This window comes from Coleofasciculus sp. D1-CHI-01 (assembly GCF_040218875.1).
Lineage (GTDB): Bacteria > Cyanobacteriota > Cyanobacteriia > Cyanobacteriales > Coleofasciculaceae > Coleofasciculus.
This window is the reverse complement of record NZ_JAVJQP010000189.1, coordinates 1-23299: the sequence shown is the minus strand read 5'-3', so window position 1 is coordinate 23299 and position 23299 is coordinate 1. Positions and strand designations below refer to the sequence as shown.

The following is a 23299-nucleotide window of genomic DNA, read 5'->3' as shown; positions in this document are numbered from 1 at the left end:
TACTGTGTAACGGACATCATTGGTGCAAACGGTTTCCAGAATTTGAGGGACAATTTCACGGGGAAATTATTCATTCTAAAGATTACAAAAAACCAGAACAACTGCGGGATAAACGAGTGCTAGTGATTGGCGGTGGAAACTCAGCCTGTGATATTGCCGCCGAAGCCGCACGGGTAAGCCGTCAGAGTGTCTTAAGTATGCGTGAATCCGTCTGGTTTATTCCCAAAACATTTGCTGGAGTCCCGATAGCTGATATCGTGCGATGGTGGATGCCAGAATGGTTACAACGGCTGATGGCTTATGGCATTATTAGGCTGACTTTTGGCTCTCATGAGGACTATAGTTTATCCAAACCTAAGCATCGCATTTTTGAGAAACATCCCACGTTAAATAATGAAGTCCCCTACTATATTAAACATGGTCGAATTATTGCCAAGCCCGGGGTGCATCGGCTTCAGGGGAAAAAGGTCGAGTTTGTCGATGGGAGTGATCATGAATTTGATTTAATTGTTTGTGCTACTGGCTATCATGTTGCCTATCCCTTCTTACCGGAAGAACTTCAGCGCGTTGAAGGACCCGTGGTTAAATGTTATGGGGGTTCGTTTATTGAGGATTACAAGGGACTCTATTACATCGGGTGGGGACAAGCGCGGGGCGGGGTTGGCTCATTAATTGCGGCTTACGGTCCTTATTTTACCCGTTGTCTACAACTCCAGGATGAAATCAATGTGCCGCTAGGGTTGGTGTTTAAAGAAATGGGACAAGAGTTACCGACGACTCATTTATCTGATCCGCAGCAGATTTTTATTAAGTTAAAACAGGCTCATTTTTTCTTTAACTGGATTGCCAAAAAAGCGGATCAAATTGATACCAAATATCCTAACTTTGAGAACCGTCCACTCCCGGCTAAACATTGACCGAATAAAAGTAGATGATTCCAAATGATTTATCCCCAATTGTAGGGGCAAATTTAGCCCAATTGTAGGGGCGGGTTTAGGGAATCTGTAGGGGCGGGTTTAGGGACTAAATTTCGCTATTCACCAATAAATGAACAACAAAACCCGCCCTCCCTACCGATAAATGAACAACAAAACCCGCCCTAGCTCACCGATAACTGGAAATATAAAAGTAAATTGCGTTACCATTTTTCAGGAATGATCGCATCGATTTTGATAACTAGACTGGTTTTCTAGGTAAGCCTTCAGCGTCTACTCAATCGCGCGATCGCGAGAACTGTGGCTAACAAGTTGTAACGTATACTCAGAGGTTAAAGTATGGTTTATACTTCATCTCAGCTTCTAATTTTTGAGGAATTTATCGCCCACTATAGCAACAATCCGCGCTATGAATTGGCTGATGGAGAATTAATTGACATGGAACCCACTGGATCTCATGAAACAGTCGCGGGAAAATTAGCCAGTAAACTGAGTATTGAGTTAGAACGACAAGGACATCCCTGGTTTATTCCGCGCACCTGTATTGTTAGACCTTTTACAGATGCGGCGACGGCGCGTCGTCCTGATGTCGTGGTTTTAGATGAAACTGCATTAGTGAATGAGCCGTTATGGGAGCGAGAACCTGTGATTACGTTGGGAACTTCGATTAAGTTGGTTGTTGAGGTGGTCAGTACAAATTGGGAAACAGACTATGCTCGTAAAGTGGAAGAATATGCTTTGTTGGGTATTCCAGAATATTGGATTGTTGATTATCGAGGATTAGGCGGCGTTGCTTTCATTGGTAGACCTAAGCAGCCAACTATTACAGTTTGTCAGTTAGTCGGTGAAGACTCGCTTGAGGGAAGGGACTCAGGATAAGTTCTTTTGAGGGAAAAGTTTAAGCGATTTGGGCTGTCCGGAAATGCTTGTCTTCCTGTAAAAAAGCCTAACAGGAATGGATGCTGGGAGTTGCCCCTAATGGATGAAAGTCGTCAAAACGCTTATCTGTACTTAATTCAAGAACTGCTAAGGTGTCCTTGTAGCAGAGAACAAGCCCTATTAAATGATAATCGAGACTTGCTATCGATTTTAGACTCACGTGCTCAATCGAGGAGGACGAGGAGTGCGTAGCCTGCTTGATAACTGATAGCAGTAGGATGCAAACAAAGCGCGATCGCACCTGAGCACACTGAAGAGAACGTGTGATCGCGCTTTGCAGAGTGAAAAGGCAGTGAAGTGCGATCAAGCTAACGCTGCCCACCACTCGCCGCAGAAAACCTCTGCATCATACCAATCAACCTTTGGCGGTCGGCGTGTATGGGCGTTGTTAGGCTGCGACTACTTGCCCCAAGGAACTTATAAACAGGGTGCATTTCTAAAAGTCTGTAAGATCCGCAATCTCACTCAAAGTAGGTTGACCCAATACTGGCCGAACCAAACAGAGGATCTTCCTCAAAGAAAACATCTGAATCGGCAAACGAAGTAACGACGACCAAGACTTCCTGTTAGCAGCGGTAAGGCGTAAGTGATTGATATTCATGAACTTAGGCATATTTCTCATGGTTTAAATTTTTGAGTCTGTGACTACAGACGAGTGGACAGCAGATAATACCGAAGCAAAGATTATGGCTGAGTTACGGATATGCGATCGTATGCAGTAGGTGGCTGATCGTTGTAATCACAGCCGATAAACAGCAGATCGTTGGACGAGTCCGCTGCCGCTGCAAGCATGACGAAAATCACTTCGTAACGTCCCAATGGAAGTCCATCAATTGGCACAAAAATGAGGATTGCAGGAGTACCGTGCATTTCGGTTAAAAGGAACGGGAAGGCTGGAGTCGTTTCACCTTCAGCAGTAAGGGTTACAGTTCCAGCCAGGTAAATAGTCGAGTCATCGAAGATCTCGCCATACTCCGACGGAATTTCAGTGACGATAGCGCTATCACCACGAAATTCGACTGACTCGAAACATCGTGGCAGGCTACCAAGATCATCGCTAATCGCATCATTGATTTGCCAAAGACCTTCGAGACGATTAGCCACCACGTTTTCGGGGTCGGGTGTGACTTCCAACTCGCCAGCAAGCGCCATCGGGGTCGCTACCGCGGCAAGCATTATGGCACTTGCCAACAGTCGAGGGATGGCGGTAAGGCGTAAGGGATTGATATTCATGAACTTAGGCGTGTTTCTCATGGTCCAAATTTCTGTACCTGTGACTACAGACAAGTGGTCGGCTATTTTCGACGCTTCATACAAAACACACAAATCCATCTGCAAGTGAAAGACGATTAACCCGCTGGTGATGTCAGCCGAAGGCGCACCGACCATCGATCTGCGGGCTATTGCATAGCGAGCTAGTTAGGGCAGCGATATCGCACAACGTCAGTCTCGATATGGGTTAAGACGGTGCGATCGCTGTTTTATTTTGCTGCGACCAGATATGGATTAAGAGAGATAGCATTTTTGTTCAGGTCTAATTTTATTGGAGAGGGCAGTTCAGTACTACTGGGCAAATAGGCTGAATCAGTCATTTTCAGGCGGACGCAGGCTGAACAGATTGTGTCTAGGTACCGCCCTGCCTTTGATGCTTGGCGCATTGGAAGCGCTGCTTTGACTTTGGGGGGCACTGTCAACTTCCTTTCTGACCCTGGGTTTCTCGCGCTTGTGGCACGTCTTCAACGTGCGCGACCAGAAATCGGGTTTCTTGAGGAACGAAATTACCGAAAACCCCTACGTCTGGGAGGCGCTCGTTTTCTGTTCTGCCTTGCTACTGGTTGCCGTTTACGTTCCGGGACTTTCCGACGTGCTAGACAGCCGATCCGGGAGGTCAATGAGGTTCAGTAAGACGACATGGCATTTAGTTAAGCGCGATCGCCAACTTCGTGGCGAATGGGCAAAGCTTGGTTGTAGTATGCTAATGCCCGTTGCGGTTGCCCGATAGCATGGTAGACCCCACCGATATTATTGAGGGTAATGGCTTCACCAGAGCGATCGCCCTTTAGGGCGCTGGGCTTTGCCCAATCGCGCCAAGCTGCCGAAGCTCAGTTAGAAGCCGCTTTAACTGCTGCACAGCCTTCCGTTTCGCTACCTCACCTCTCCTAATTCAAAGCCAACTCCCAGCCGAAGACATCAGCTTCCTATCCCGCTTTTTCAACTAAGACTACCGCCTCTTCACCGAACAAATTCAATCAGATTTAGTCTACTTCCAACACGGAACTGGATTACTCGAAAAGCACTAACCGCCATCCAGGGACGAGTAGACATCGAACAAGCCGAAAGCGATCGCGCCACAGAATCGGCTGCTCAAAAACGACAACAACGATTAGAATTGTTAATTGCCGTTGTCAGCACAGGTTTAGCCGTCAGTGGTATCTCCTCTCAAGTCACTTCTGAACCTGTAAAAACAATTATCACTAAAAATCAACCCTCGGATAGCCCTGAAGCTGTCATTCCCATTTATCTTTCCTACTACAATTTCCTTGACGTACTGTTTCACATAATCGTGGGAGTTCTCATAGCGCTTCCTGTCGGTCTGATAGTGTGGTGGATGCAAAAACGGTCAAATCGCACTCGTTAACTTCGTCCGCTGACCCTAAATAGGATGGCTATAAACAGCTTGCGGAATAATGATGGTTTTATAGAGTTGCCGCAATAAATCGAGCTGACCAATTGCTGCCAGATTGGTGATGGGTGAAGTATCACTGACAACAATCATAGTAAGCCCATTGACTGCAAGGTTTGAATATCCAACTGAAACTCCTCTACATCATAGTTGATACAAAGTCCTCGTTTCCCTAATTCGTGTTGGATCTGATTCTAAGGATAAGCGATTCTGCATCAGATGGGATGGAATCATGCAGTTACCCTTTGGTACGGACGAATTCTTTAACGTTTTTGTGCGTTATAACGAGGCGGTAGAACCTGTTCAGGTGATCTTGATCGCCTGGGTTTCTGCTGATTCTGAGGCATAAGCAACCCCTGTATGTCCTGGTTGTACCGCTTGTCTGGACGTTGGTTGGCACAAGTGCAGCATGGCTGTTGGATGTTGTGCCAGATCTCGGTCTATTGGTTATCGGTCTCCTACTTTTGACCGTCACCATTCGCCAGTGGATAGTCTTGCCGGACAGCTAAATGTGCGATCGCATAAAATCTACCCTGAGTCAGCACCTTAGCTGCAACTCTAATTTGAGCGGTTTCTAAATCAAATTATTACTTTACGTCGATTTGGCATGGAGAATTCGGCAATCTGGCGCATGTCTCAACAGGCTTTTTACTACACAATAAATAAAAGACAGAAATAAGGCAACATAACAGACATAACCCAATGCAAACCACATCCTTAACAAAAAACGATAAAACACGGATATTGCTAGCGGAAGACAATCGCGTGAATCAGAAGTTTGCCGTACTTTTGCTAAAGAAATTAGGCTATCAGGCTGATGTCGTGAGTAACGGTGCAGAGGTGTTACAGGCTTTGCATAGCCAGTCTTATGATGTCGTGTTTATGGATGTGGAAATGCCAGAAATGGATGGTTTAACCGCGACTCGCCAGATATGTGAGCAGTGGGCTGCTGGCGAACGTCCTCGGATTATTGCGCTTACGGCTTATGCTCGGCGGGGTGATCGAGAACGGTGCTTGGCGGCGGGAATGGATGACTATATTACTAAACCGATTGAGTTGCCAAAACTGCTTCAGGCGTTACAAAACCTATCGGATAGTAATGGGGGGTTAAATATAGAAGATGAGGGAGACAAGGGGGAAAAGGAAGGCGTTTTTCCGTTGCCGCAAACCTTGAATGATCAGGAGTCGGAGGTATTAGATGCCAAGGTATGGCAATCCTTACAGAAATTAGCGGGAGCAAAAGCCAATGTTGTCTTGGATAAAATTGTAGGAGAGTATTTAGACGATGCACCCGAACGACTCCAAGCCATTCAATCCGCGATCGCAACCCAAGATGCAGAGGCTCTAAGACAGGCGGCTCATAGTTTCCGTTCTAGTAGTGCGAATCTGGGTGCTGTCACTCTTTCCCTTATGTGCAAGAAGTTGGAAGCCTTGGCAAGTGCGGGTATAACTGAAGTCCCTGCGGAGCAACGGGTTCAGATCGAGGTAGAGTATGAGAAGGTGAAAACAGCATTACTTCAACAGGTGTCAAAATCCCCAATCCCCATTTCTTAATCAGACTATCGGGCGATTAAAATCGTGGCGACACAAATATAGGCGAAGGGCTTGGTAACCAAGCCCCTACGGCAAAACCATTCTTTCACCTACCCTCCTACTATGGATTTTCAGCCTGATCAACCTTTAATCCTCGTCGTTGATGATGATCGTTCAATGCGCTCATTACTCAATTTAGCGATGACAGAAGAAGGGTATGGCGTCGTGGAAGCGAAGGATGGGGAGCAGTGTCTGAGTGAATATCTGCATTATCAGCCAGACATGGTACTGTTGGATGCAGTTATGCCGGGATTAGATGGCTTTACCTGTTGTCAGCGTTTGCGTTCTCTACCAGGAGGCGATCGCATCCCGATTTTAATGATTACGGTTCTCGATGATCAAGATTCTGTGGATCATGCTTTTGCCGTAGGTGCAACTGATTATGTTACCAAACCCATCTATTGGGCGGTTCTCTCCCAACGAGTACGGCGTCTCTTGACGGCGGCTCAAGCTTTAACACAGGCGGAACAAGCCACCCAGCAATTACAGCGTTTACAACAGTGGGATGCTTTATTGGCAGAGATTCTCCAGCGCTTGTGTAAGTCTACTCCTGTGTTAACGCTGCTGGATTTCACGGTGGCGAAGCTGCGAGTTCAGTTAGAGGTTGAACGAGTCATCTTTTATACCTTAGGGGATCAATCGATTGTGGAATCCGTCGCCCCCGGATATCCCTCGGTACTAGAACTTTGCCTTGCTGATCCCGGTTTAGAGGAAGATTATAAGAAACGGTACCAACAGGGGCAAATTGTCGCGATTGAGGATATTGAGCAAGAGGATATTGAGCAAACCGAACTCTCAGATGTTGCGATCGCGCAACTAACTCCGTTAAAAGCCAAAGCCGTTTTAATTGTACCCTTAATCAGTCACGGTCAACGATTAGGGGGGCTGTGTGTCCATCAATGCATAACCCCGCGCCATTGGGATCAGCCGACAATAGAGCGATTGAGAGATCTGAGCAACTTACTCGCGATCGCGCTGTTCATGAACACAAATTGAACATAGCATAGACGCGATCGCTAACATTGAGTGAAGAGGGCGGGTTTTGTTGTTCATTTATTGGTGAGTATCTAAATAAATGGCTAAACCCGCCCCTACCAGAAAACAGACATGCCAATTATGCTGAGAGTTCACCTTGTTCGGTGTAAAGGCGGATTCTGGTTGAAGTACAACTCAAGCCGCGCCAAACTCTTCTTGCAACGCTTCATCATTATCATCAGCAATAGTGGCAACAATGGTAATCGCCCGAGAAATTTCTCCCGGCGATAGTTCAGCCACCGTGCGCGACGATAACACCACCACTTGATCATCGACAATCCCAAAACGGGATTCAAAGGTATCTGACCAGTTCATTTCCAGAAGCCTACGCATCAATTCGGCTTCTTTTTCTGCCGGGAGGTTCAGCACCGAAGACCAAACGGTGAATGTATCCTCGTCTGTAGAACCCGTTAGCTGGACAAAGACTTCTACGCTACCATACTTAAACTTCCAGAGATAGCCTTCATCGTTATGGCTAACCATAGCACTGTCATCTTGCTCCAGGCTAGAGATGACTGTTTCGATGGTTTCTACATAGTTGACGGTAGTCTTGTCTTGGATAAACTCCGTGGAAACAATCTCCTCCGTTGACAAGCCTTCAGTAGACACCGTTTCCGAACTTGATTTTTTAGTGGTCATAAACGTTTCTCTATAGCAATTGACAATTGTATATAACACAAGGCGTGGTATTTGCCTAATCCGGCAATTCATCTCACGCCATAATCCCAAGATTTGGTGTCCTGGATACAGGAATATCCTCAAGCTTATTCTATCGAGATCGATCCATAAAATAGTTAACTTCACAGCAGAACACCCGAAAATCCAGATCCCCGGCTTCTTCAAGAAGTTGGGGATCTTAATATCTTAATTGCCGAGAAAGCTTTACACCGTAGCGTCTTCAGGCTTATGAGCAATCCAGTACTTGCTCATAAAGTGGTTTTGAGTTGTAATTGCCTCGAAACCCGCCTGAGTGAGGCGTTTGACTAAATCATCGGTAATATAGTGTCTGTAGTACGGTTCGTGGAACATAGCAGGGAAGTTTTCCATCATGGGCATGAATTGGGGAAAATCAATCGCCTGAATTGAGTCACAGATGACAAACACCCCTCCCGGTTGAATCACACGGAAGCATTGCTCAATGATGCGCTGACGGATAGACGGTGGTAGTTCGTGAAACAGAAACACGCAAGTGATACCGTGGAAATAATTATCCCGATACGGCAGTTCCTCCGCCTTCGCCTGCATCAGTTGGGGTAATTCTCCCGGAATCTGGGATAAGAGTTGATTGGCTTTACGCAAATAAGTTGGGGATAAATCTGTGCCAAATAGAGACGCTTTTGGCAAACTTGCCCGAATCATCTTCAAAGTCCGACCTGTTCCACAGGCGACATCGAGAACTCTAATTTGTTGAGGAGCCACTGCATCAAAGGCTTTGAGTCCTTCCTTTAACGGTGCAAGTACGCGCCGTCGCATCGGCTCAGCCGCACCATTGAACAGAAGTTCGACCTGCAAATCATACAGGTTGGCTGAGGTATCACTCAAGTAGCCATCGGTTTGGTAATGGAAGTTGCGCCGATAGTAGTTCGGATAATTTTGTATATCAATATCTGGCGAGAACTCCTGATATTTATTCTGATTGACCCTCTCCCAGATATTCAGTAAATCCAGGCAAATCCCTGGATAGTAGCGCCAGAAGTCTTCCCAAGGGTTATCAAACAGCAGGCTTTCCGGATAAACGCCAAGCTGTGCATCCTGCCAATCAGTTTCCAGAATCTGCTCTAACCTTTGCCGAAGTAGTTGCAGGATGTCTGGAGAGAGGGGTTTGGTTCTAAGCTGATTGATTGGGGGATTAATCAGATTCCGTAGTTGTGATGCTGTGTTTTTGTGTGCCAGCGCAAAAGCCGCTTTTCCTTGCTGGAATGTTTGATATGCCAGTTTTGTGAAAGTATCAGACATGAGTGGTTAAGCTGGTTGTTACCTGATCGTCGTTTGTAAAGTATTGTAACTAAAAATTTAGAAAAGTTTTTTCCGGCTTCCCCGGCTTCCCTTACTTGCAGCATTGAAGAGAGATACAGGCAGAAAAAAGCCACCCGGTCAGGATGGCTTTTTTTGTCATTTTGTGCTAACGGTTGTGTGCTAACGGTTGAGACTAGACATCATAGTAGAGGGAAAACTCATAGGGATGAGGACGCAACCGCATCGGGTTGATCTCATTGTCGAGTTTGTAGGCAATCCAGTTGTCGATAAAGTCTTCGGTGAAGACCCCTGTACTGGTTAAGAAGGTATGATCCTTCTCCAAATGCTCTAAAGCAGCTTCCAGAGAACCCGGAGTTGACGGAATTTTACTCAATTCCTCGGGTGAGAGGTCATAAATATCCACATCCAACGGTTCGCCCGGATCAATTTCATTCTTAATCCCATCCAAACCTGCACACAACATCGCCGCAAAGGCAATATAGGGATTACAGGTCGCATCAGGACAACGGAATTCCATCCGCTTCGCCTTGGGATTGTCACCAGACAGGGGAATCCGGATGGAGGCGGAACGGTTTCCTTGGGAGTAAGCCAAGTTCACAGGCGCTTCAAACCCCGGCACCAAGCGCTTGTAGGAGTTGGTGGTTGGGTTGGTTAAAGCTAACAAAGCCGGCGCATGTCTGAGTAAACCGCCGATGTAATGCAGCGCCATCTTGCTCAACCCAGCGTAGCCATCGCCATAGAACAGGGGCTTCCCATCCTTCCAGATGGACTGGTGAGTGTGCATCCCAGAACCATTGTCGTTAAATATTGGCTTGGGCATAAAGGTGGCAGTTTTGCCATACTTCTTGGCGACGTTTTTAACCACATATTTGTACACCATCAAGAAGTCACCGGCTTCCACGATTGGTGCAAAACGGACACCGAGTTCGTTCTGTCCCCCAGAGGCAACTTCGTGGTGATGCTTTTCAATTGGCACACCACATTGAGCCATGGTGAGCAGCATTTCGGTACGCATGTCTTGCATCGTATCCGTAGGCGAGACGGGGAAATATCCTTCTTTGTAACGCGGTTTATATCCCAGGTTACCGCCAGCTTCTTCCCGTCCAGAATTCCAACGCCCTTCCACGCTATCTACGTAGTAGAACCCTTTGCTCTCTGTTTGATCAAAGCGAACATCCTCGAAGATAAAGAACTCAGCTTCTGGACCAAAAAAGGTAATATCGCCAATTCCGGTGGACTTCAAAAAGTCCAGTGCTTTCTGGGCGATGGTGCGGGGATCACGGCTGTACCATTCACCCGTGCGGGGTTCTTTAATCGAGCAGATCATGCTCAAGGTTTTTTCTTTCATGAATGGGTCGATCCAAGCCGTTTTCGGATCGGGAACCATTGACATGTCCGATTCGTTAATGGCTTTCCAACCGCGAATACTTGACCCGTCGAACGCTACCCCATCTTCAAAAGCACTTTCGTCAATTTGATCATAGTAAAACGAGCAGTGCTGCCAGATCCCTGGCATATCAATGAATTTGAGGTCAATAATCTTAATGTCTTGATCTTGAATCATTTTCAAGACTTCTTGTGGCGTTTCTGGCATGAATGACTCCTTTTGTCAAGTGGGCTATTGTTTAGAAAAGTTCAAATAACGGTGGGGCAGTTGTAGTTCTCACCGACCTCGACAGACGGTGGTGTCTGTCCTAAACCTGACGCTTAGGACGACGGGGGAACTTAGGAATCAAGTGTCGCACAAACCAACTAGACATGAGATGAGGAAACGATACGGTTGATAATGGCAGGAGATGGAAACACGGGTAGACCCGATCAGCTTGCCTCCTGCGTGTGAGAAACGAGACAAGATACAGTTGGGTGCGAACTTTTTCCCTAAGCCGGGGAGCCGTTATCGTACCATCTCAGGTTTACCTCAACAACCTGATTGGGCTTGAAACCTGTCTCCTGTTCATCTGACTCATCCTAGGGAGAGGTTGAGGGAGCTTTTGTATCCAAAGTTACAGAATCTCGTTTCCTGATCCTTGATATCCTAAGAAAAAGATTAAATTGTATTAAATATTACAAAATGATAAGGATTGCCCGTCCCCTATTTGTCAATCCGCTCAACAATGACGTATTCTAGTGCAGATAAGCCAAGTTGCTTTGGGAGCAATATTTGGGCAGTCCAGCCTATGTGATCAAGAATGGCGCAGGAATTCTCATTCCAGAGACTTTTGATGAGAGCGTCGCAATAACTGGCAATATAAATAGATAAAGATATATAGATTGGGAGAGCCGACTCATGCGGGATGCGATTACAAGCCTGATTAGAAACTACGATATTAGCGGTCGTTACCTCGATCGCGATGCGATCGATTTACTCAAATCTTACTTTGACAGTGGTACAGCCCGAATCATGGCAGCAGCAGTGATTAATGCCAACGCCGCCTCAATTGTCAAGCAGGCAGGATCGCAACTCTTTGAAGACGTCCCGGAACTGATTCGTCCGGGTGGTAATGCTTACACGACTCGTCGCTATGCGGCTTGTCTGCGGGATATGGACTATTATCTCCGCTATGCCAGTTATGCACTGGTTGCCGGGAGTATGGATGTCCTGGACGAACGAGTCTTGCAAGGGTTACGGGAAACCTACAATTCGTTGGGGGTTCCCATCGCTCCGACTGTTCGCGGTATTCAAATTATGAAAGATATCCTGAAAGAACAAGTCGCCGCCACTGGAGTTGCTAATACGGCATTTGTGGATCAGCCATTCGACTACATGACTCGTGAATTGAGCGAACGCGATATTTAACCCATTTTTCGCACCCAAAGGGTAACATTGAGGTTTTTGAACAAACAGATGATTAGGGACGTGTTTAATGTCCCTTCTTGGTATTCACAATTACTACCACTGCTGGACAAACTCTAACAATACTTAATGTAACTATCTTTGGGTGCAGTTTTTAACCGTTGTCTAAGATGAATGATTTAATGTGTATATTCCCAGACCAATCAGTACTAGGGCGATAACCTGTCTGATACCAAACGGTTCCCCCCAAATTAGGTGAGCTAGAAAAGCCACCGCTACATAACTAATTGAAACGCTGGGAAAAGCCACAGAAACAGGGATTTCCCTAAGGGCAAAGATATAGAAAAGAGAAGCACAGAAATAAGACGATAATCCCACAATAATGTAGGGCTGAAGAAAGAAAAGCTTATTGCCAATACCCTGCATAGCGCCAGCTTTAAGGCTTAGTTGCCCACCGATACCAATCATAATCGAAATAATTAAAGCGAAATAGGCATTCATGAAAAAATTCTCCACTGAGCGTAGAACTATCTTAGTCTGAATGTCACAGAAATAAGCCTTTGTTGCTCAACCGATTTAGAATTAAGCCGCGTGACATTTATCTGAATTGACTTGAGCCATCTTGAGTGAGATCCTGACTTATTCCGAGCTTATCCGTGCTTCATTCCTGACTTTTTCCCATGGAATCTGCCAAAATTTAGAGAGAAACTTGTAGATGTCCACTAAAAAACCAATGGGGGTTGAGAGCTTGAGTGAGAATAGACCTACGGCGTCGAGGTTGATTCATGGATGCGGTGACATCGTAAAAACCATAACTTTACAGAAACCCGCGCAAAAATGTTACATAAAGTACAATAAATCAACCGCTAGCATAGTGAAATAGAATAGGTCGATTATAGGTTATGAGTAAACGCGATAATCCACTGGTACTGATTTTAGCTTTAGCCGCTACCTTGGGTCTGATTGGAGGTGGTCTGTGGGTGTTGAGTAAGGCGGCACCTGATCTAGTTCCTAATCTGTCAAGTCAGAGTCAAACCAAAGCCGCCAAAGGTGAACTGAGAATTCTGGGAGATACATTCAGCGGCTATAGCACGTTTCGCAGTCAGCCGTTTCAAGAGGCATTAGAAGAGGTTGGGCTGAAACTGGAGTATCAAGATGAGTTTGATCAAGCCAAACGGGCTGAATTATTGAATCAGGGAAAAGCCGATTTATTAGTCACGACATTAGATCAGTTCCTGCAACAACAACCCGAAGGACAAATTATTGGCTTGATTGACCGCACGGTAGGCGCTGATGCCGTTGTGCTGAATACGAAGAAATATCCCAACCTGAAGTCACTCTTAGATCTTAAGCGATTAGTTGAGCAAGAGCGATCGCAAGGACGACAGTTAACCCTCACCTTTGCAGGCGATACCCCCAGTGAGTACCTGGCGCTGGTGTTGAGTACCAAGTTTGAGGCGTTTAAGCTGGCTGATTTTCAAGTCGAAAAAGTTGCTGATGCGTCTGAGGCGTGGCAACTTTTACAAGATCCCAATCAGAATGTGGCGGTGGCGGTGATTTGGGAACCCTATGTCACCCAAGCCAAAAAACAAGGACATACTGTCGTTTTATCCAGTCAGGATGCACCCCAAGCCATTGTGGATGTGATTGTGGCATCTAATCGTTTGATTGAATCTCAACCGGAAAAAATTTCCGAATTACTGGAAGCCTACTATCGCCGGATTGATGTGAATGTTCGCGAACCTTCCCAATTAAAAACGCAAATCGCAGAAGATGGGGAATTATCTTCTAGTGAAGCTAGTGCCGTTTTACAGGGAATTGACTTTTTTACTGCCTCTGAAGCCCAGCAATGGATGAGTGATAATATCCTAGAAAAACGGATTGGTTCCACCGCCGCCGTATTAGTTTTAGCCGGTCGATTAAATGATGTTCCGCAAGCCCCCCAGAGCTTATTTTCACCTCAGTTTCTCACCAAAGCCGCCAATAATACCGAAACCTTAATTAGCTTAGTGCGTGCCGATAATCCAGAACTGGCAGACCGACTTTCTGGAAAGGGAGAAACCGTTGCCGCTGTGCCGCAAGTCTCCGCCCAACAGATTACTGCCGCACCGGATATTGGCAACTTAGAAGTGCGAGGAGAAGTTAAATTTGGTGTCGGTTCAGCAACATTAACCAGTCAAGGGCAACAAACCCTGAATCAGTTAGCCACTGAAATTCAGGAGTTTAATCCCCAAACTTTAGCCGTGCGGGTGATTGGTCATACCTCAAAAACAGGGGCAGCAGCGCTGAACCAAACCTTGAGTCAAAAACGTGCCCAAGTTGTCGTGAACTATCTCAAAAATCGTGGTCTTAAGCATAACCTTGTCGCAGAAGGCAAAGGCTTTAATCAACCCCTGTCTGGAATTCCGCCGACAGATCCCCGTCAACAGCGTACAGAAATACGCTTAGTTCGGGTTAACTAAGAAAGTTTTGATTGTGTAGGGGTGGGTTTCACTACTATCCTTTATTCGTTTACCCAAATGTCACTAAAACTGCCCCGACCAAGTGTTCAATTTTGAGTTTTAACCTATGAAAATTCGGACTATTGTTACCTGGTTTACCTTATTTTTTGTCAGTTTAACGATTGCGGTTAGCTGTACTCCTGCTACTGATGTCTCTACCTCTGAATCCCCTTCAACACCAGCCGTTCAGATGGGATTCAGTGCGTGGCCCGGTTGGTTACCCTGGCAAATTGCTGAGGAAGAACAACTCTTTGCCGCCAATGATGTAAACGTTGAGTTGAAATGGTTTGATGGTTATCTGGATTCAATTAATGCCCTAGCCGCAGGTCAGTTAGATGCCAATACCCAAACCTTAAATGACACGATTAGCTCTGTTGCGGCTGGCTCAGATCAAGTCATTGTTTTGGTCAATGATAATTCAACCGGAAATGACAAAATTATTGTTCGTGAAGAAATTGATGAGGTCAAGGATTTAGCCGGGAAAACGATTGCAATAGAAGAGGGTACAGTTGATCATTTCCTTTTACTATTGGGTTTAGAAGAAGCTGGATTGTCTCCAGATGATGTGGAAATTAAACCCTTAGAAACAGGGGCAGCCGCCGCCGCCTTTGTTGCCGGACAGGTGGATGCTGTGGGTGTATTTGCGCCGTTTACAACCAAGGCATTAGAACGTCCTGGGAGTAAAGAGTTGTTTAGTTCAAAAGACTTTCCTGGTGCAATTCCTGATCATCTGGTTGTGAGTCGGCAAATGCTTGAGGAACGCCCGAAAGCGGTACAAGCTTTAGTCAATACGTGGTTTAATACGCTGGATTTTATGGATAAAAATTCGGAAAAATCTTTGCAGATTTTAGCCAAACGAGCAGGAGTTACGGTTGATGAATATAAGGACTATGATGCTGGAACGACTATTTTTAGTATCGAGGATAATTTAGCCGCGTTTGAACCGGGAAATGACATGACATCGCTGCCTTATGCGGCTGAAGAAATTAGTAAATTTCTGCTAGAAACGGGTTTGATTGAACAAGCCCCTGATTTGGATCAACTTTTAGATGATCGCTTTGTCAAAGCCTATGCTGAGAACCAGAAAACCTAAATCTATTCGGGGCTGATTTGCTCTCATACACAATCGGGTTTGTCGTCATTTATTGTGAATGTTTATCCACAAGAACCCGTTGTGTATTGACCTAAGAAGATAATGTAGATAATCACAGCCAATCGTTTCTGGTAAACCCTAATGACTCGGACTCCTGAAAATTTGTGTACAAGAGAGGTAAAATATTCTCCTCAAACACTGAAACCTACCCTATTTTGGCGTATTGCCGAAGATATTCCCAAATCCTTGACCTGGACATTGATGGTGTTGTCTATCGGTATTCCGTTTGGGTTATGGTGGCTAGTTTCTCATTCGGGGTGGGTTGAGCCTCTGTTTTTACCGACACCAGAGAATGTTTGGCAAGCGATTGTGTCACTTTGGACAAGTGGCGATTTGCGCCAGGATATTGTAGCAAGTGTATTTCGGGTTCTCTGTGGTTTTCTCCTCGCCGCGTTGATTTCGATTCCCTTGGGAACTTTCATGGGAACCTTTGCCAGTATTCGGGCGCTAATGGAACCGATTATTGGAATTGTGCGGTATATGCCTGCGCCAGCCTTTATTCCGTTACTCATTTTATACTTTGGTGTTGGCGAAACCCCGAAAATTTTGCTGATTTTTATCGGCACTTTATTTTTTAATACACTGATGGTCATGGATGCGGTGAAGTTTGTCCCCAAGGAGTTAATTGAAACGTCTTATACGTTAGGGGGAAAACGCCATCAAGTTTTACTGAATGTTATTTTCCCCTTTATTCTGCCCAGTATTATCGATGCTTGTCGGGTCAATATTGCCGCCTCTTGGAATTTAGTGATTGTGGCAGAATTAGTGGCAGCAACTGAAGGATTGGGACGCCGGATTAGTGTGGCGCAGCGGTTTCTGAGAACCGATCAAATTTTTGCTGGACTCATTGTTATTGGATTAATTGGTCTAAGCTTCGATTTATTATTTAGATTGTTGCTGCGAGTATCCTGTAAATGGACTATAGATTAAGGATTGAAACAACTAATAACCAATGACAAATGAAAAATACAAAATTAACTGTTTCTCAACTTTATAAACAATTCTCCAGTCGTAAGGGCGTCACGGTTGCCCTTAAAGATATCAACATGCACATTGAATCGGGAGAATTTGTGAGTGTAGTTGGTGCATCGGGTTCAGGGAAATCGACGTTATTACGTCTAGTTGCCGGGTTGGATCAACCAACGGCAGGTGAAATCTGTGTCGATGGCGTGCGAGTGACTGGACCCGGTTCAGATCGAGGGATGGTATTTCAAAGTTATACCCTCTATCCCTGGATGACGGTAGCCAAGAATGTGGGATTTGGTTTAAGGTTACAGGGACTATCTAAAACGCAACGACGGCAGCAGATATCCTATTATTTAGAAGTTGTGGGATTATCGAAGTTTGCTAAAGCGTTGCCCAAAGAACTATCCGGGGGAATGAAACAACGAGTCGCGATCGCGCGGGCGTTAGCGTGTCAACCGAAAGTCTTACTCCTGGATGAACCCTTTGGCGCGTTAGATGTGCAAACCCGCGAAGCCATGCAGCAATTCCTGCTGCAATTATGGCAACAAACGGGTACAACGATTTTGATGATTACCCATGATGTAGGGGAAGCGGTGTTTCTCTCCCAACGTATCTATGTGCTGACGACGCAACCGGGTACAATTCAAGGGGAACTGACGATTGATTTACCTCGCGATCGCGTAACTGATCATTCTGATGGACGTAGGCTAAAAATTAAGCGTTTGTCGGCGTTTCAAAACTACACCGATCAAATTATTGAGTTACTCACAGATCAACCAGAAGCTGCACTTTTGCGGAGCTGATTGAGCGTTAAGAGTTATAGGTATTTGCCTTTTCCTGTTCCCTGTTCCCTGTTCCCTAATTTTAATCTAACCAATCATCAATGGGATTGGCTTTAAAATGAATCGGTGGTTTACTCGTGTTAACCGTTGGCGGAGTCTTTTTTCCTGGCTTCCGTTGGGTTGGCGATTTGGATAAACCTGGGGATGGTGAGGCTGAGTATTTTGACTTACGACCCATTTTTCTACCGTTAGCCGCCGATTTATAACGCAAACATTCATGGGCTTCATTCAGTTCTTGTAACTTGTACTGGGCTTTCCGTTGTAAGCGGGGATGACCGACAAAACGGTCAGGATGCCATACCCACGTCATATCTAGATACCCTTGGTGGACTTCCTCGGGTGAGGCACTAGGGTCTAGGTCTAAGACTCGGTAGTATCGTTCTACGTCTAACATCTATACCATCCTCACGAGTGACAGCACTATCTTGATATTGATAAAAATAGTAATTCAAGTTCTCTAGGATTGTGGCTGAAATCATGCAAAAAAATACATCTGTTTAGGAAAGATATAATTTGTAAGTTTTCGTTAACGTAAGTTAACAAATTTAAATCCTCCTGTTTACTCAATTGTTTAGAGTTTGAGCGTTTTTATAGCAATATAGGTCATATCAGATCAAGTTACCCGTTCTTAAGTTGAACAACCCTAACTAATCTAGAGGAGGGGTGAAAAATAGGTAATTAGACGGAGATCAAGTAGTATATTTCCTCAGAGCGTGTTGAAAAAGGTGTCTGCACAGAGGAAGGGCGGGTTGAGACATCGCTATAATGCTTTGAACCTTTCGCCCACAACCCACACCAGCCCTTACCCTAGCTTTTCAGGTGCTTTTCACACACCGTCTAGTCGTTCAAGTTGAGTAAAAATGCAGTTAGCAGCACGAGTTGGTCAAGTCTCTCCCTCTCTCACCCTAGCGATTTCCGCCAAAGCCAAGGCGATGAAACTCGATGGCTTGGATGTGTGTAGTTTCAGCGCCGGGGAACCGGATTTTGATACCCCGGCTCATATTAAGGCGGCGGCGAAGAAAGCCCTAGATGAGGGGAAAACCAAATATGGACCCGCCGCTGGGGAACCGAAATTACGGCAAGCGATCGCGAATAAACTGCGCCAAGATAACGGGTTAGAGTACCAGCCGGACAATATCATTGTCACCAATGGCGGTAAGCATTCCCTATTTGGTTTAATGCAAGCGCTGATTGAACCGGGGGATGACGTGATTATTCCCGCCCCCTATTGGCTTTCCTATCCGGAAATGGTCACACTGGCAGGGGGTACGCCGATTATTGTGCAAACGGATGTGTCAACGGGGTATAAAATCACCTCAGAGCAACTCCAGGCGGCGATTACGCCCCAAACCAAGCTATTTATTATCAATTCCCCCTCGAATCCTACCGGGATGGTATATACCCCAGAGGAACTCAAAGCCCTCGCCCAAGTGATTGTGGAACGGGATATTCTAGTCGTCTCGGATGAAATTTATGAAAAGATTCTTTACGATGGCGCTCAACATCTGAGTATTGGTGCTATTGGATCAGATATATTCCAGCGCACGATTACCAGTAATGGGTTTGCCAAAGCCTACTCGATGACAGGTTGGCGTGTGGGGTATTTAGCGGGTGCTGTGGATTTAATTAAGGCAGTTACCACGATTCAAAGTCACAGTACCTCTAACGTTTGTACCTTTTCCCAGTATGGCGCGATCGCAGCCCTGGAAAATCCCCAAGACTGTGTAGAAGAAATGCGCCTTGCCTTTGCTAAACGCCGACAAGTCATATACGAACGCCTGAATAATATTCCGGGAATTCGTTGTTCTCAACCCAATGGGGCGTTCTACGTCTTTGCCGATATTAGCAAAACTGGACTCCAATCCCTGGAGTTTTGTAATAACCTTTTAGAAGCTGAGAAAGTAGCGACAGTTCCCGGTATTGCCTTTGGTGTCGATAACTGTATCCGTCTGTCCTATGCTACTGATATGCCATCCATTGAAAAGGGTATGGCTCGATTGGAGAAATTTGTTCGCCAGTTAAGTTAAGTTGAGCCTTTGGTTCTAGGTGCAGTCAGGGCGGGTTTTGAATAAACGTTGTCATCAACAGCGAAACGACAATCCCTAAACCCGCCCCTATAAATTAGGTTCTCTGAACGAAGCCAAGGGTCAAAACTATGTCCAACTAGCGAAGCGAAGGATAAACAATCAACACTTACAACTGTTCCTTAAAAATTAGGAGATAACACCGATGACCTATAAAAGAATATTAGTCGCCCTTGACCATTCTGCTCAAACTGAGGGAATCTTTACCCAAGCCCTAGATCTAGCCAAACAAGAAAATGCGGCATTGATGCTCTTTCATTGCTTGCCTGTAGAAAACCAAGGTGTAGGTTTTTATGGAGATATGTTTGGTAGAGAATTGGTTGACTTCTCCCGTCGTATGCAAGAAAAAATGAGAAAGGAGACGGATGAAACTCAAAAATGGCTAGCTGGCTATTGTCAGAAGGCAACAGATGAAGGTGTGGCAACAGAATGGACGTGTAAAATTGGAGATGCTGGGAGTGCAATTCGAGACTTGGTAAAAAGTTGGGATGCTGATTTAGTGGTTATTGGTCGTCGAGGTCGTCGGGGTTTAACTGAAGTGCTTTTAGGCAGTGTCAGTAATCATGTTCTCCATCATGTTCCCTGCTCAGTTTTAGTGGTGCAAGGGGTTGCGAATGAAACGTCGGAAACCTAATTGGTCTTATGTCATTGGTAAGCCTTTGATCTGTCTAAGTCTTTGATATCATAGAGTTCGGACAAAAATTTAACGTTAATCAGCGTCTATGAACGATAAACTTAGGCTGAGAAGTTGGGTTAATTTAAAGAAACAGATTCTCAGTTTAACCCAGAGAGTAAAATTAGCAGGGAATCACGGTGAGACAACTAAGACGTTGATGCCAGGGAGAACATTGAGGTGGCAATCTTTAGTCAGTTTTATCAGTGGTTTGTTAATCGTGATGGCATTGGGATGGCACAATCCGCCAGCATCAGCGCAAAGAATTAGTCAAGCCAAAATAGTAGAAATTTTAGGGGGAAATCAAGCGTATATCCAAAACAAACCCGCCAAAGTTAATGCAGTTGCTACATTGGGACAAACAGTGAGTACCAAACAAGCACGGGTAAATTTGCTGTTTAATAACAATGCGGGGGTGCGACTTGGACAAAATTCGGCACTCACGGTGGGGAGTCGCTGTGTGCGGCTACGAAGTGGTAGAAGTGTGGTTTCGGGGGCGCAAGGATGTGTCGGTTCGATTACTGCTGTGACACGGGGAACCGTTTATTTGATGGAAGTCGATGACAATGAACAAGCGCAAGTGAAGGTTTTACAGGGCGAAGTCGCCTTGAGCGAACGGTATAATTTGTGGAACCCCCAACCCGTTTTATTACGTCAAGGTCAAGGAATTAATATTAGTCCGGAGGGGGTGTTAGGGACGGTAATAGAACTGTCAAAAGACGAAATTGAAAAAATTGTTACGGGGGCTTTATTTGAAGGGTTTGATATTGGAATTCCGGGAATTGATAAACTAGAAGAAGTTTTGAATGAGCAGTTTCCGCAAATAGAGATCCCCGATGTATTAAGAGACAATGTGCCGTCAATTCCCAATCCTTTTTAAGCGGTGGAGTTAGGGCGATGAATCACTGGTGGCAATGGCTAGAAAAACAACGACGAAAACGCATCCGACGGCGACGCCGGAATCATTCCAAACCGTTTTGGCGTCCAGAACGAATTGGTTTGATGCTAATGGGATTCTGGACGGTTGTCGGTGCTGGAGTAACGGTTTGGCAGGGAACACTTATACAGCTAGCTGAACGGCAAAGCCAAAAGTGGTTCATTGAATTACGTGGACCCGTTGCACCGCCTGATGATATTGTAATTTTAGCGATTGATGATCAATCGTTGACGGCATCAGAACGTTACAGCAATCCCATTGATCCGAATAAGGCGTTAGTGGTTGATTTACTAACACCACCGTTTCCCTGGAAGCGAACGGCTTATGCTGAGGTGCTTGAACGGTTAATGGCGGCGGGTGCTAAGTCAGTATCCTTTGATTTACTGTTTGATCTTCCCAGTGGGTATGGTGCTGAAGATGATCAGCCGTTTAAACAAGCATTAACGAAGTATAGCGATCGCATCGTGCTAGCGGCTGTCTACGAAGATACCATTGATCCCCAAGGGTTTACCACGTTTGAGTTGTATAAGCCGTTACCCGAACTTTATCCAGATTCGGTGCAACTGGGTTTAGTCAACTTTTTACCCCCAGAGGTGGATGGGAATGTGTATCGGCTGGGGAATGAATACAGCCGAGAAATTCTGCAACCGTTGGGATTAGAAATGATTCCTTCATTTGCTAAAGCGACGTTAGACGTGGCAAATGTTAGCTATCCACCCCCAAAAGGGAGTCAGGTTTTCTTCTACGGAACCCCAACTCAGAATCAAGGTGTTTTTACTACCATTCCCTTTTGGCAGGTATTGGCATCAGATATATGGGACGTGCATTTACGAGAAGAAACCTTTAAAGACAAAATTGTCTTGATTGGCACAACAGCCGATGAGCAAAATATCGGTGATTTTGTGCCGACACCTATCCAGTTAAACATGCCAGGGATAGAGCTTCATGCTAACGCGATCGCAACGTTAATGGAAGGACGTTCAATCGCCGCCGCTATCACGAATCCAAGGCTAGAGGGATTGTTTGTGTTTGTCCTGGTTGGGGGAACCGCTATCCTGTTGTATAAACTGCCCCGACGTACTGCGGCAAGCTTGTTTTGGGGATTGGGGATGGCAGTGGTTTGGGTGGGACTAGCATTTTTAGGCTATAGCAGCGCCAGACTGCTTTTTCCCATTGCCGTCCCTGCGATCGCGATGACTTTCAATAGTTTTTCCTACTTTACAGCACTTTTCATTGGGGATCAAATTGAAAAACGCCACTTCCGCAGTACCTTAGAACGGTATGTCGCCGCACCTGTGGTTCAAGAAATTCTCAAGCAGCACGATGATTATCAGGAATTACTCAAAGGACGTAAATTAAAAGCCGCTATTTTATTCTCCGACATTCGCGGCTTTACCACCCTATCCTCCCAAATCTCGCCTGTACGATTAGTGCGCCAGCTTAATCGATATCTCAATGACATGGTTGAGGTGATTTTAGATGCTGGCGGTACTGTGGATAAATTTATTGGCGATGCGGTAATGGCAGAGTTTGGTTGTCCGGTATCTGAGGGGGAAGAAACCGATGCCATGAATGCCATTCATGCGGCATTAGGGATGCGAAAAGCCTTGCATCAGCTACGCGAGGAATGGCGTCAGGAAGAACGAATCCCGTTATTTAATGGGATTGGGATTAATTATGGGGAATTGATTGCCGGAGATATTGGTTCTCAGCGTCGTCGAGAATATGCGGTGATTGGTGATGCGGTGAATGTAGCCAGTCGGGTAGAGGGGTTAACCAAAAAATTTGGCACAGATATTTTGATTACCGATTCTCTTTATCAGGTTGTTAAAGATAAGGTTGAGGTAGTGCCAGTGGGGGAAGAAGAAGTGCGAGGACGGGCGGGAAAAGTAAAATTATATAGTTTAATTGGGTTAACGGGAGAATCGCCACAATTATATCAGCAGGTGCAGAGGGATTTGCAGGATTTTTTGCAGCAAAAAGAGGGTAAGCAACTGTAACCAAATACTTGCCCAAAGCTACCCATATTTTGACTTTTTGGGTAAGTTTTAATCTGAAGTTCCCCTTTGACAAATCGCTACACTGTATGCCTATCCCCGCTTAGGGCGATTTCAGTTTCAGGCTCACTGGGTACATATTAGGCTGACACCCAACAAATCTAAAGCCTTCCTTTGTACCGGAGTCGGT

The 23299-nt window shown here is 45.5% G+C and carries 21 protein-coding genes and 4 pseudogenes; 17 read left to right on the top strand and 8 right to left on the bottom strand.

Annotation, left to right across the window (positions count from 1 at the left end; all coding sequences use genetic code 11):
- Both RIB93_RS31935 and RIB93_RS31930 read left to right on the top strand, forming a co-directional pair.
- A partial coding sequence (locus RIB93_RS31935) for a flavin-containing monooxygenase (RefSeq protein ID WP_446379234.1) occupies window positions 1–917 on the top strand: 917 nt, incomplete at its 5' end.
- A 357-nt stretch (window positions 918–1274) separates the two neighbouring features.
- Window positions 1275–1778 (top strand): annotated as a pseudogene (locus tag RIB93_RS31930) (Uma2 family endonuclease); the annotation flags it as partial.
- 780 nt (window positions 1779–2558) lie between these two features.
- On the opposite strand, the gene RIB93_RS31925 reads toward RIB93_RS31930, so the two are convergent.
- Window positions 2559–3263: a hypothetical protein gene (locus tag RIB93_RS31925; RefSeq protein WP_446379232.1), complete on the bottom strand. Its 705-nt coding sequence runs from the start codon at window positions 3261–3263 to the stop codon at window positions 2559–2561.
- A 298-nt stretch (window positions 3264–3561) separates the two neighbouring features.
- On the opposite strand from RIB93_RS31925, the pseudogene RIB93_RS31920 reads away from it, so the two are divergent.
- A pseudogene (locus RIB93_RS31920) lies at window positions 3562–3738 on the top strand (cation transporting ATPase C-terminal domain-containing protein); the annotation flags it as partial.
- A 61-nt stretch (window positions 3739–3799) separates the two neighbouring features.
- Here the strand turns inward: RIB93_RS31920 and RIB93_RS31915 are convergent.
- Window positions 3800–3931 (bottom strand): annotated as a pseudogene (locus tag RIB93_RS31915) (tetratricopeptide repeat protein); the annotation flags it as partial.
- Between RIB93_RS31915 and RIB93_RS31910 the strand changes: the two are divergent.
- Both RIB93_RS31910 and RIB93_RS31905 read left to right on the top strand, forming a co-directional pair.
- Window positions 3909–4037: a hypothetical protein gene (locus RIB93_RS31910; protein ID WP_446379230.1), complete on the top strand. Its 129-nt coding sequence runs from the start codon at window positions 3909–3911 to the stop codon at window positions 4035–4037. The pseudogene RIB93_RS31915 and the gene RIB93_RS31910 overlap by 23 nt on opposite strands.
- Window positions 4038–4263: 226 nt before the next feature.
- Window positions 4264–4512 (top strand): hypothetical protein, encoded by a 249-nt coding sequence (locus RIB93_RS31905; RefSeq protein ID WP_446379228.1) that lies wholly within the window; start codon window positions 4264–4266, stop codon window positions 4510–4512.
- 30 nt (window positions 4513–4542) lie between these two features.
- Here RIB93_RS31905 and RIB93_RS31900 read toward each other — a convergent pair.
- Window positions 4543–4650: pseudogene (locus RIB93_RS31900) on the bottom strand (DUF3368 domain-containing protein); the annotation flags it as partial.
- A gap of 236 nt (window positions 4651–4886) precedes the next feature.
- Here RIB93_RS31900 and RIB93_RS31895 point away from each other — a divergent pair.
- From RIB93_RS31895 to RIB93_RS31885, 3 genes are all read left to right on the top strand, one after another.
- Complete coding sequence (locus tag RIB93_RS31895; protein ID WP_446379238.1) at window positions 4887–5066, top strand: DUF6064 family protein; 180 nt, start codon at window positions 4887–4889, stop codon at window positions 5064–5066.
- A 193-nt stretch (window positions 5067–5259) separates the two neighbouring features.
- A complete protein-coding gene (locus RIB93_RS31890; protein WP_446379226.1) occupies window positions 5260–6111 on the top strand; it encodes a response regulator in 852 nt (283 codons plus the stop codon).
- A gap of 102 nt (window positions 6112–6213) precedes the next feature.
- The gene (locus tag RIB93_RS31885; protein WP_446379224.1) at window positions 6214–7146 is read left to right on the top strand and encodes a response regulator; all 933 of its coding nucleotides are present in this window, start codon (window positions 6214–6216) and stop codon (window positions 7144–7146) included.
- A gap of 174 nt (window positions 7147–7320) precedes the next feature.
- Here the strand turns inward: RIB93_RS31885 and RIB93_RS31880 are convergent, their stop codons facing one another.
- The 3 genes from RIB93_RS31880 to glnA all read right to left on the bottom strand — a co-directional run bounded on the left by RIB93_RS31880 (window position 7321) and on the right by glnA (window position 10756).
- Window positions 7321–7824: a YbjN domain-containing protein gene (locus tag RIB93_RS31880; RefSeq protein ID WP_446345463.1), complete on the bottom strand. Its 504-nt coding sequence runs from the start codon at window positions 7822–7824 to the stop codon at window positions 7321–7323.
- Window positions 7825–8067: 243 nt separating this feature from the next.
- A complete protein-coding gene (locus RIB93_RS31875; protein WP_446379220.1) occupies window positions 8068–9141 on the bottom strand; it encodes a class I SAM-dependent methyltransferase in 1074 nt (357 codons plus the stop codon).
- A 193-nt stretch (window positions 9142–9334) separates the two neighbouring features.
- On the bottom strand, window positions 9335–10756 hold the full coding sequence (glnA, locus tag RIB93_RS31870; RefSeq protein WP_446379218.1) for a type I glutamate--ammonia ligase: 1422 nt from the start codon (window positions 10754–10756) through the stop codon (window positions 9335–9337).
- A 693-nt stretch (window positions 10757–11449) separates the two neighbouring features.
- Between glnA and apcB the strand changes: the two genes are divergently transcribed.
- Window positions 11450–11959: an allophycocyanin subunit beta gene (apcB, locus tag RIB93_RS31865; RefSeq protein WP_006097777.1), complete on the top strand. Its 510-nt coding sequence runs from the start codon at window positions 11450–11452 to the stop codon at window positions 11957–11959.
- Between the two features lie 162 nt (window positions 11960–12121).
- On the opposite strand, the gene RIB93_RS31860 is transcribed toward apcB, so the two are convergent.
- Window positions 12122–12487 carry an EamA family transporter gene (locus tag RIB93_RS31860; protein ID WP_446379236.1) on the bottom strand — a complete coding sequence of 122 codons (366 nt, stop codon included), beginning with the start codon at window positions 12485–12487 and terminating at the stop codon, window positions 12122–12124.
- Between the two features lie 371 nt (window positions 12488–12858).
- Between RIB93_RS31860 and RIB93_RS31855 the strand changes: the two genes are divergently transcribed.
- From RIB93_RS31855 to RIB93_RS31840, 4 genes are all read left to right on the top strand, one after another.
- Window positions 12859–14418, top strand: a complete 1560-nt coding sequence (locus RIB93_RS31855; RefSeq protein WP_446379216.1) for an OmpA family protein — start codon at window positions 12859–12861, stop codon at window positions 14416–14418.
- Window positions 14419–14524: 106 nt separating this feature from the next.
- Complete coding sequence (locus tag RIB93_RS31850; RefSeq protein ID WP_446379214.1) at window positions 14525–15550, top strand: ABC transporter substrate-binding protein; 1026 nt, start codon at window positions 14525–14527, stop codon at window positions 15548–15550.
- A 141-nt stretch (window positions 15551–15691) separates the two neighbouring features.
- Window positions 15692–16540 carry an ABC transporter permease gene (locus RIB93_RS31845; RefSeq protein ID WP_446379212.1) on the top strand — a complete coding sequence of 283 codons (849 nt, stop codon included), beginning with the start codon at window positions 15692–15694 and terminating at the stop codon, window positions 16538–16540.
- 29 nt (window positions 16541–16569) lie between these two features.
- Window positions 16570–17379, top strand: coding sequence for an ABC transporter ATP-binding protein (locus tag RIB93_RS31840; protein ID WP_446379210.1), 810 nt, complete (start codon window positions 16570–16572; stop codon window positions 17377–17379).
- A gap of 61 nt (window positions 17380–17440) precedes the next feature.
- Here the strand turns inward: RIB93_RS31840 and RIB93_RS31835 are convergent, their stop codons facing one another.
- Window positions 17441–17812 (bottom strand): J domain-containing protein, encoded by a 372-nt coding sequence (locus RIB93_RS31835; RefSeq protein ID WP_446379208.1) that lies wholly within the window; start codon window positions 17810–17812, stop codon window positions 17441–17443.
- Window positions 17813–18278: 466 nt separating this feature from the next.
- Here RIB93_RS31835 and RIB93_RS31830 point away from each other — a divergent pair, with 466 nt between their 5' ends.
- The 4 genes from RIB93_RS31830 (at window position 18279) to RIB93_RS31815 (ending at window position 23112) form a co-directional block, all read left to right on the top strand.
- A complete protein-coding gene (locus RIB93_RS31830; RefSeq protein ID WP_446379206.1) occupies window positions 18279–19445 on the top strand; it encodes a pyridoxal phosphate-dependent aminotransferase in 1167 nt (388 codons plus the stop codon).
- Between the two features lie 202 nt (window positions 19446–19647).
- Window positions 19648–20136 carry a universal stress protein gene (locus tag RIB93_RS31825; RefSeq protein ID WP_446379204.1) on the top strand — a complete coding sequence of 163 codons (489 nt, stop codon included), beginning with the start codon at window positions 19648–19650 and terminating at the stop codon, window positions 20134–20136.
- An 88-nt stretch (window positions 20137–20224) separates the two neighbouring features.
- The gene (locus RIB93_RS31820) at window positions 20225–21055 is read left to right on the top strand and encodes a hypothetical protein (RefSeq protein WP_446379202.1); all 831 of its coding nucleotides are present in this window, start codon (window positions 20225–20227) and stop codon (window positions 21053–21055) included.
- A 17-nt stretch (window positions 21056–21072) separates the two neighbouring features.
- A complete protein-coding gene (locus RIB93_RS31815; protein ID WP_446379200.1) occupies window positions 21073–23112 on the top strand; it encodes a CHASE2 domain-containing protein in 2040 nt (679 codons plus the stop codon).
- Window positions 23113–23299 lie beyond the last annotated feature (187 nt).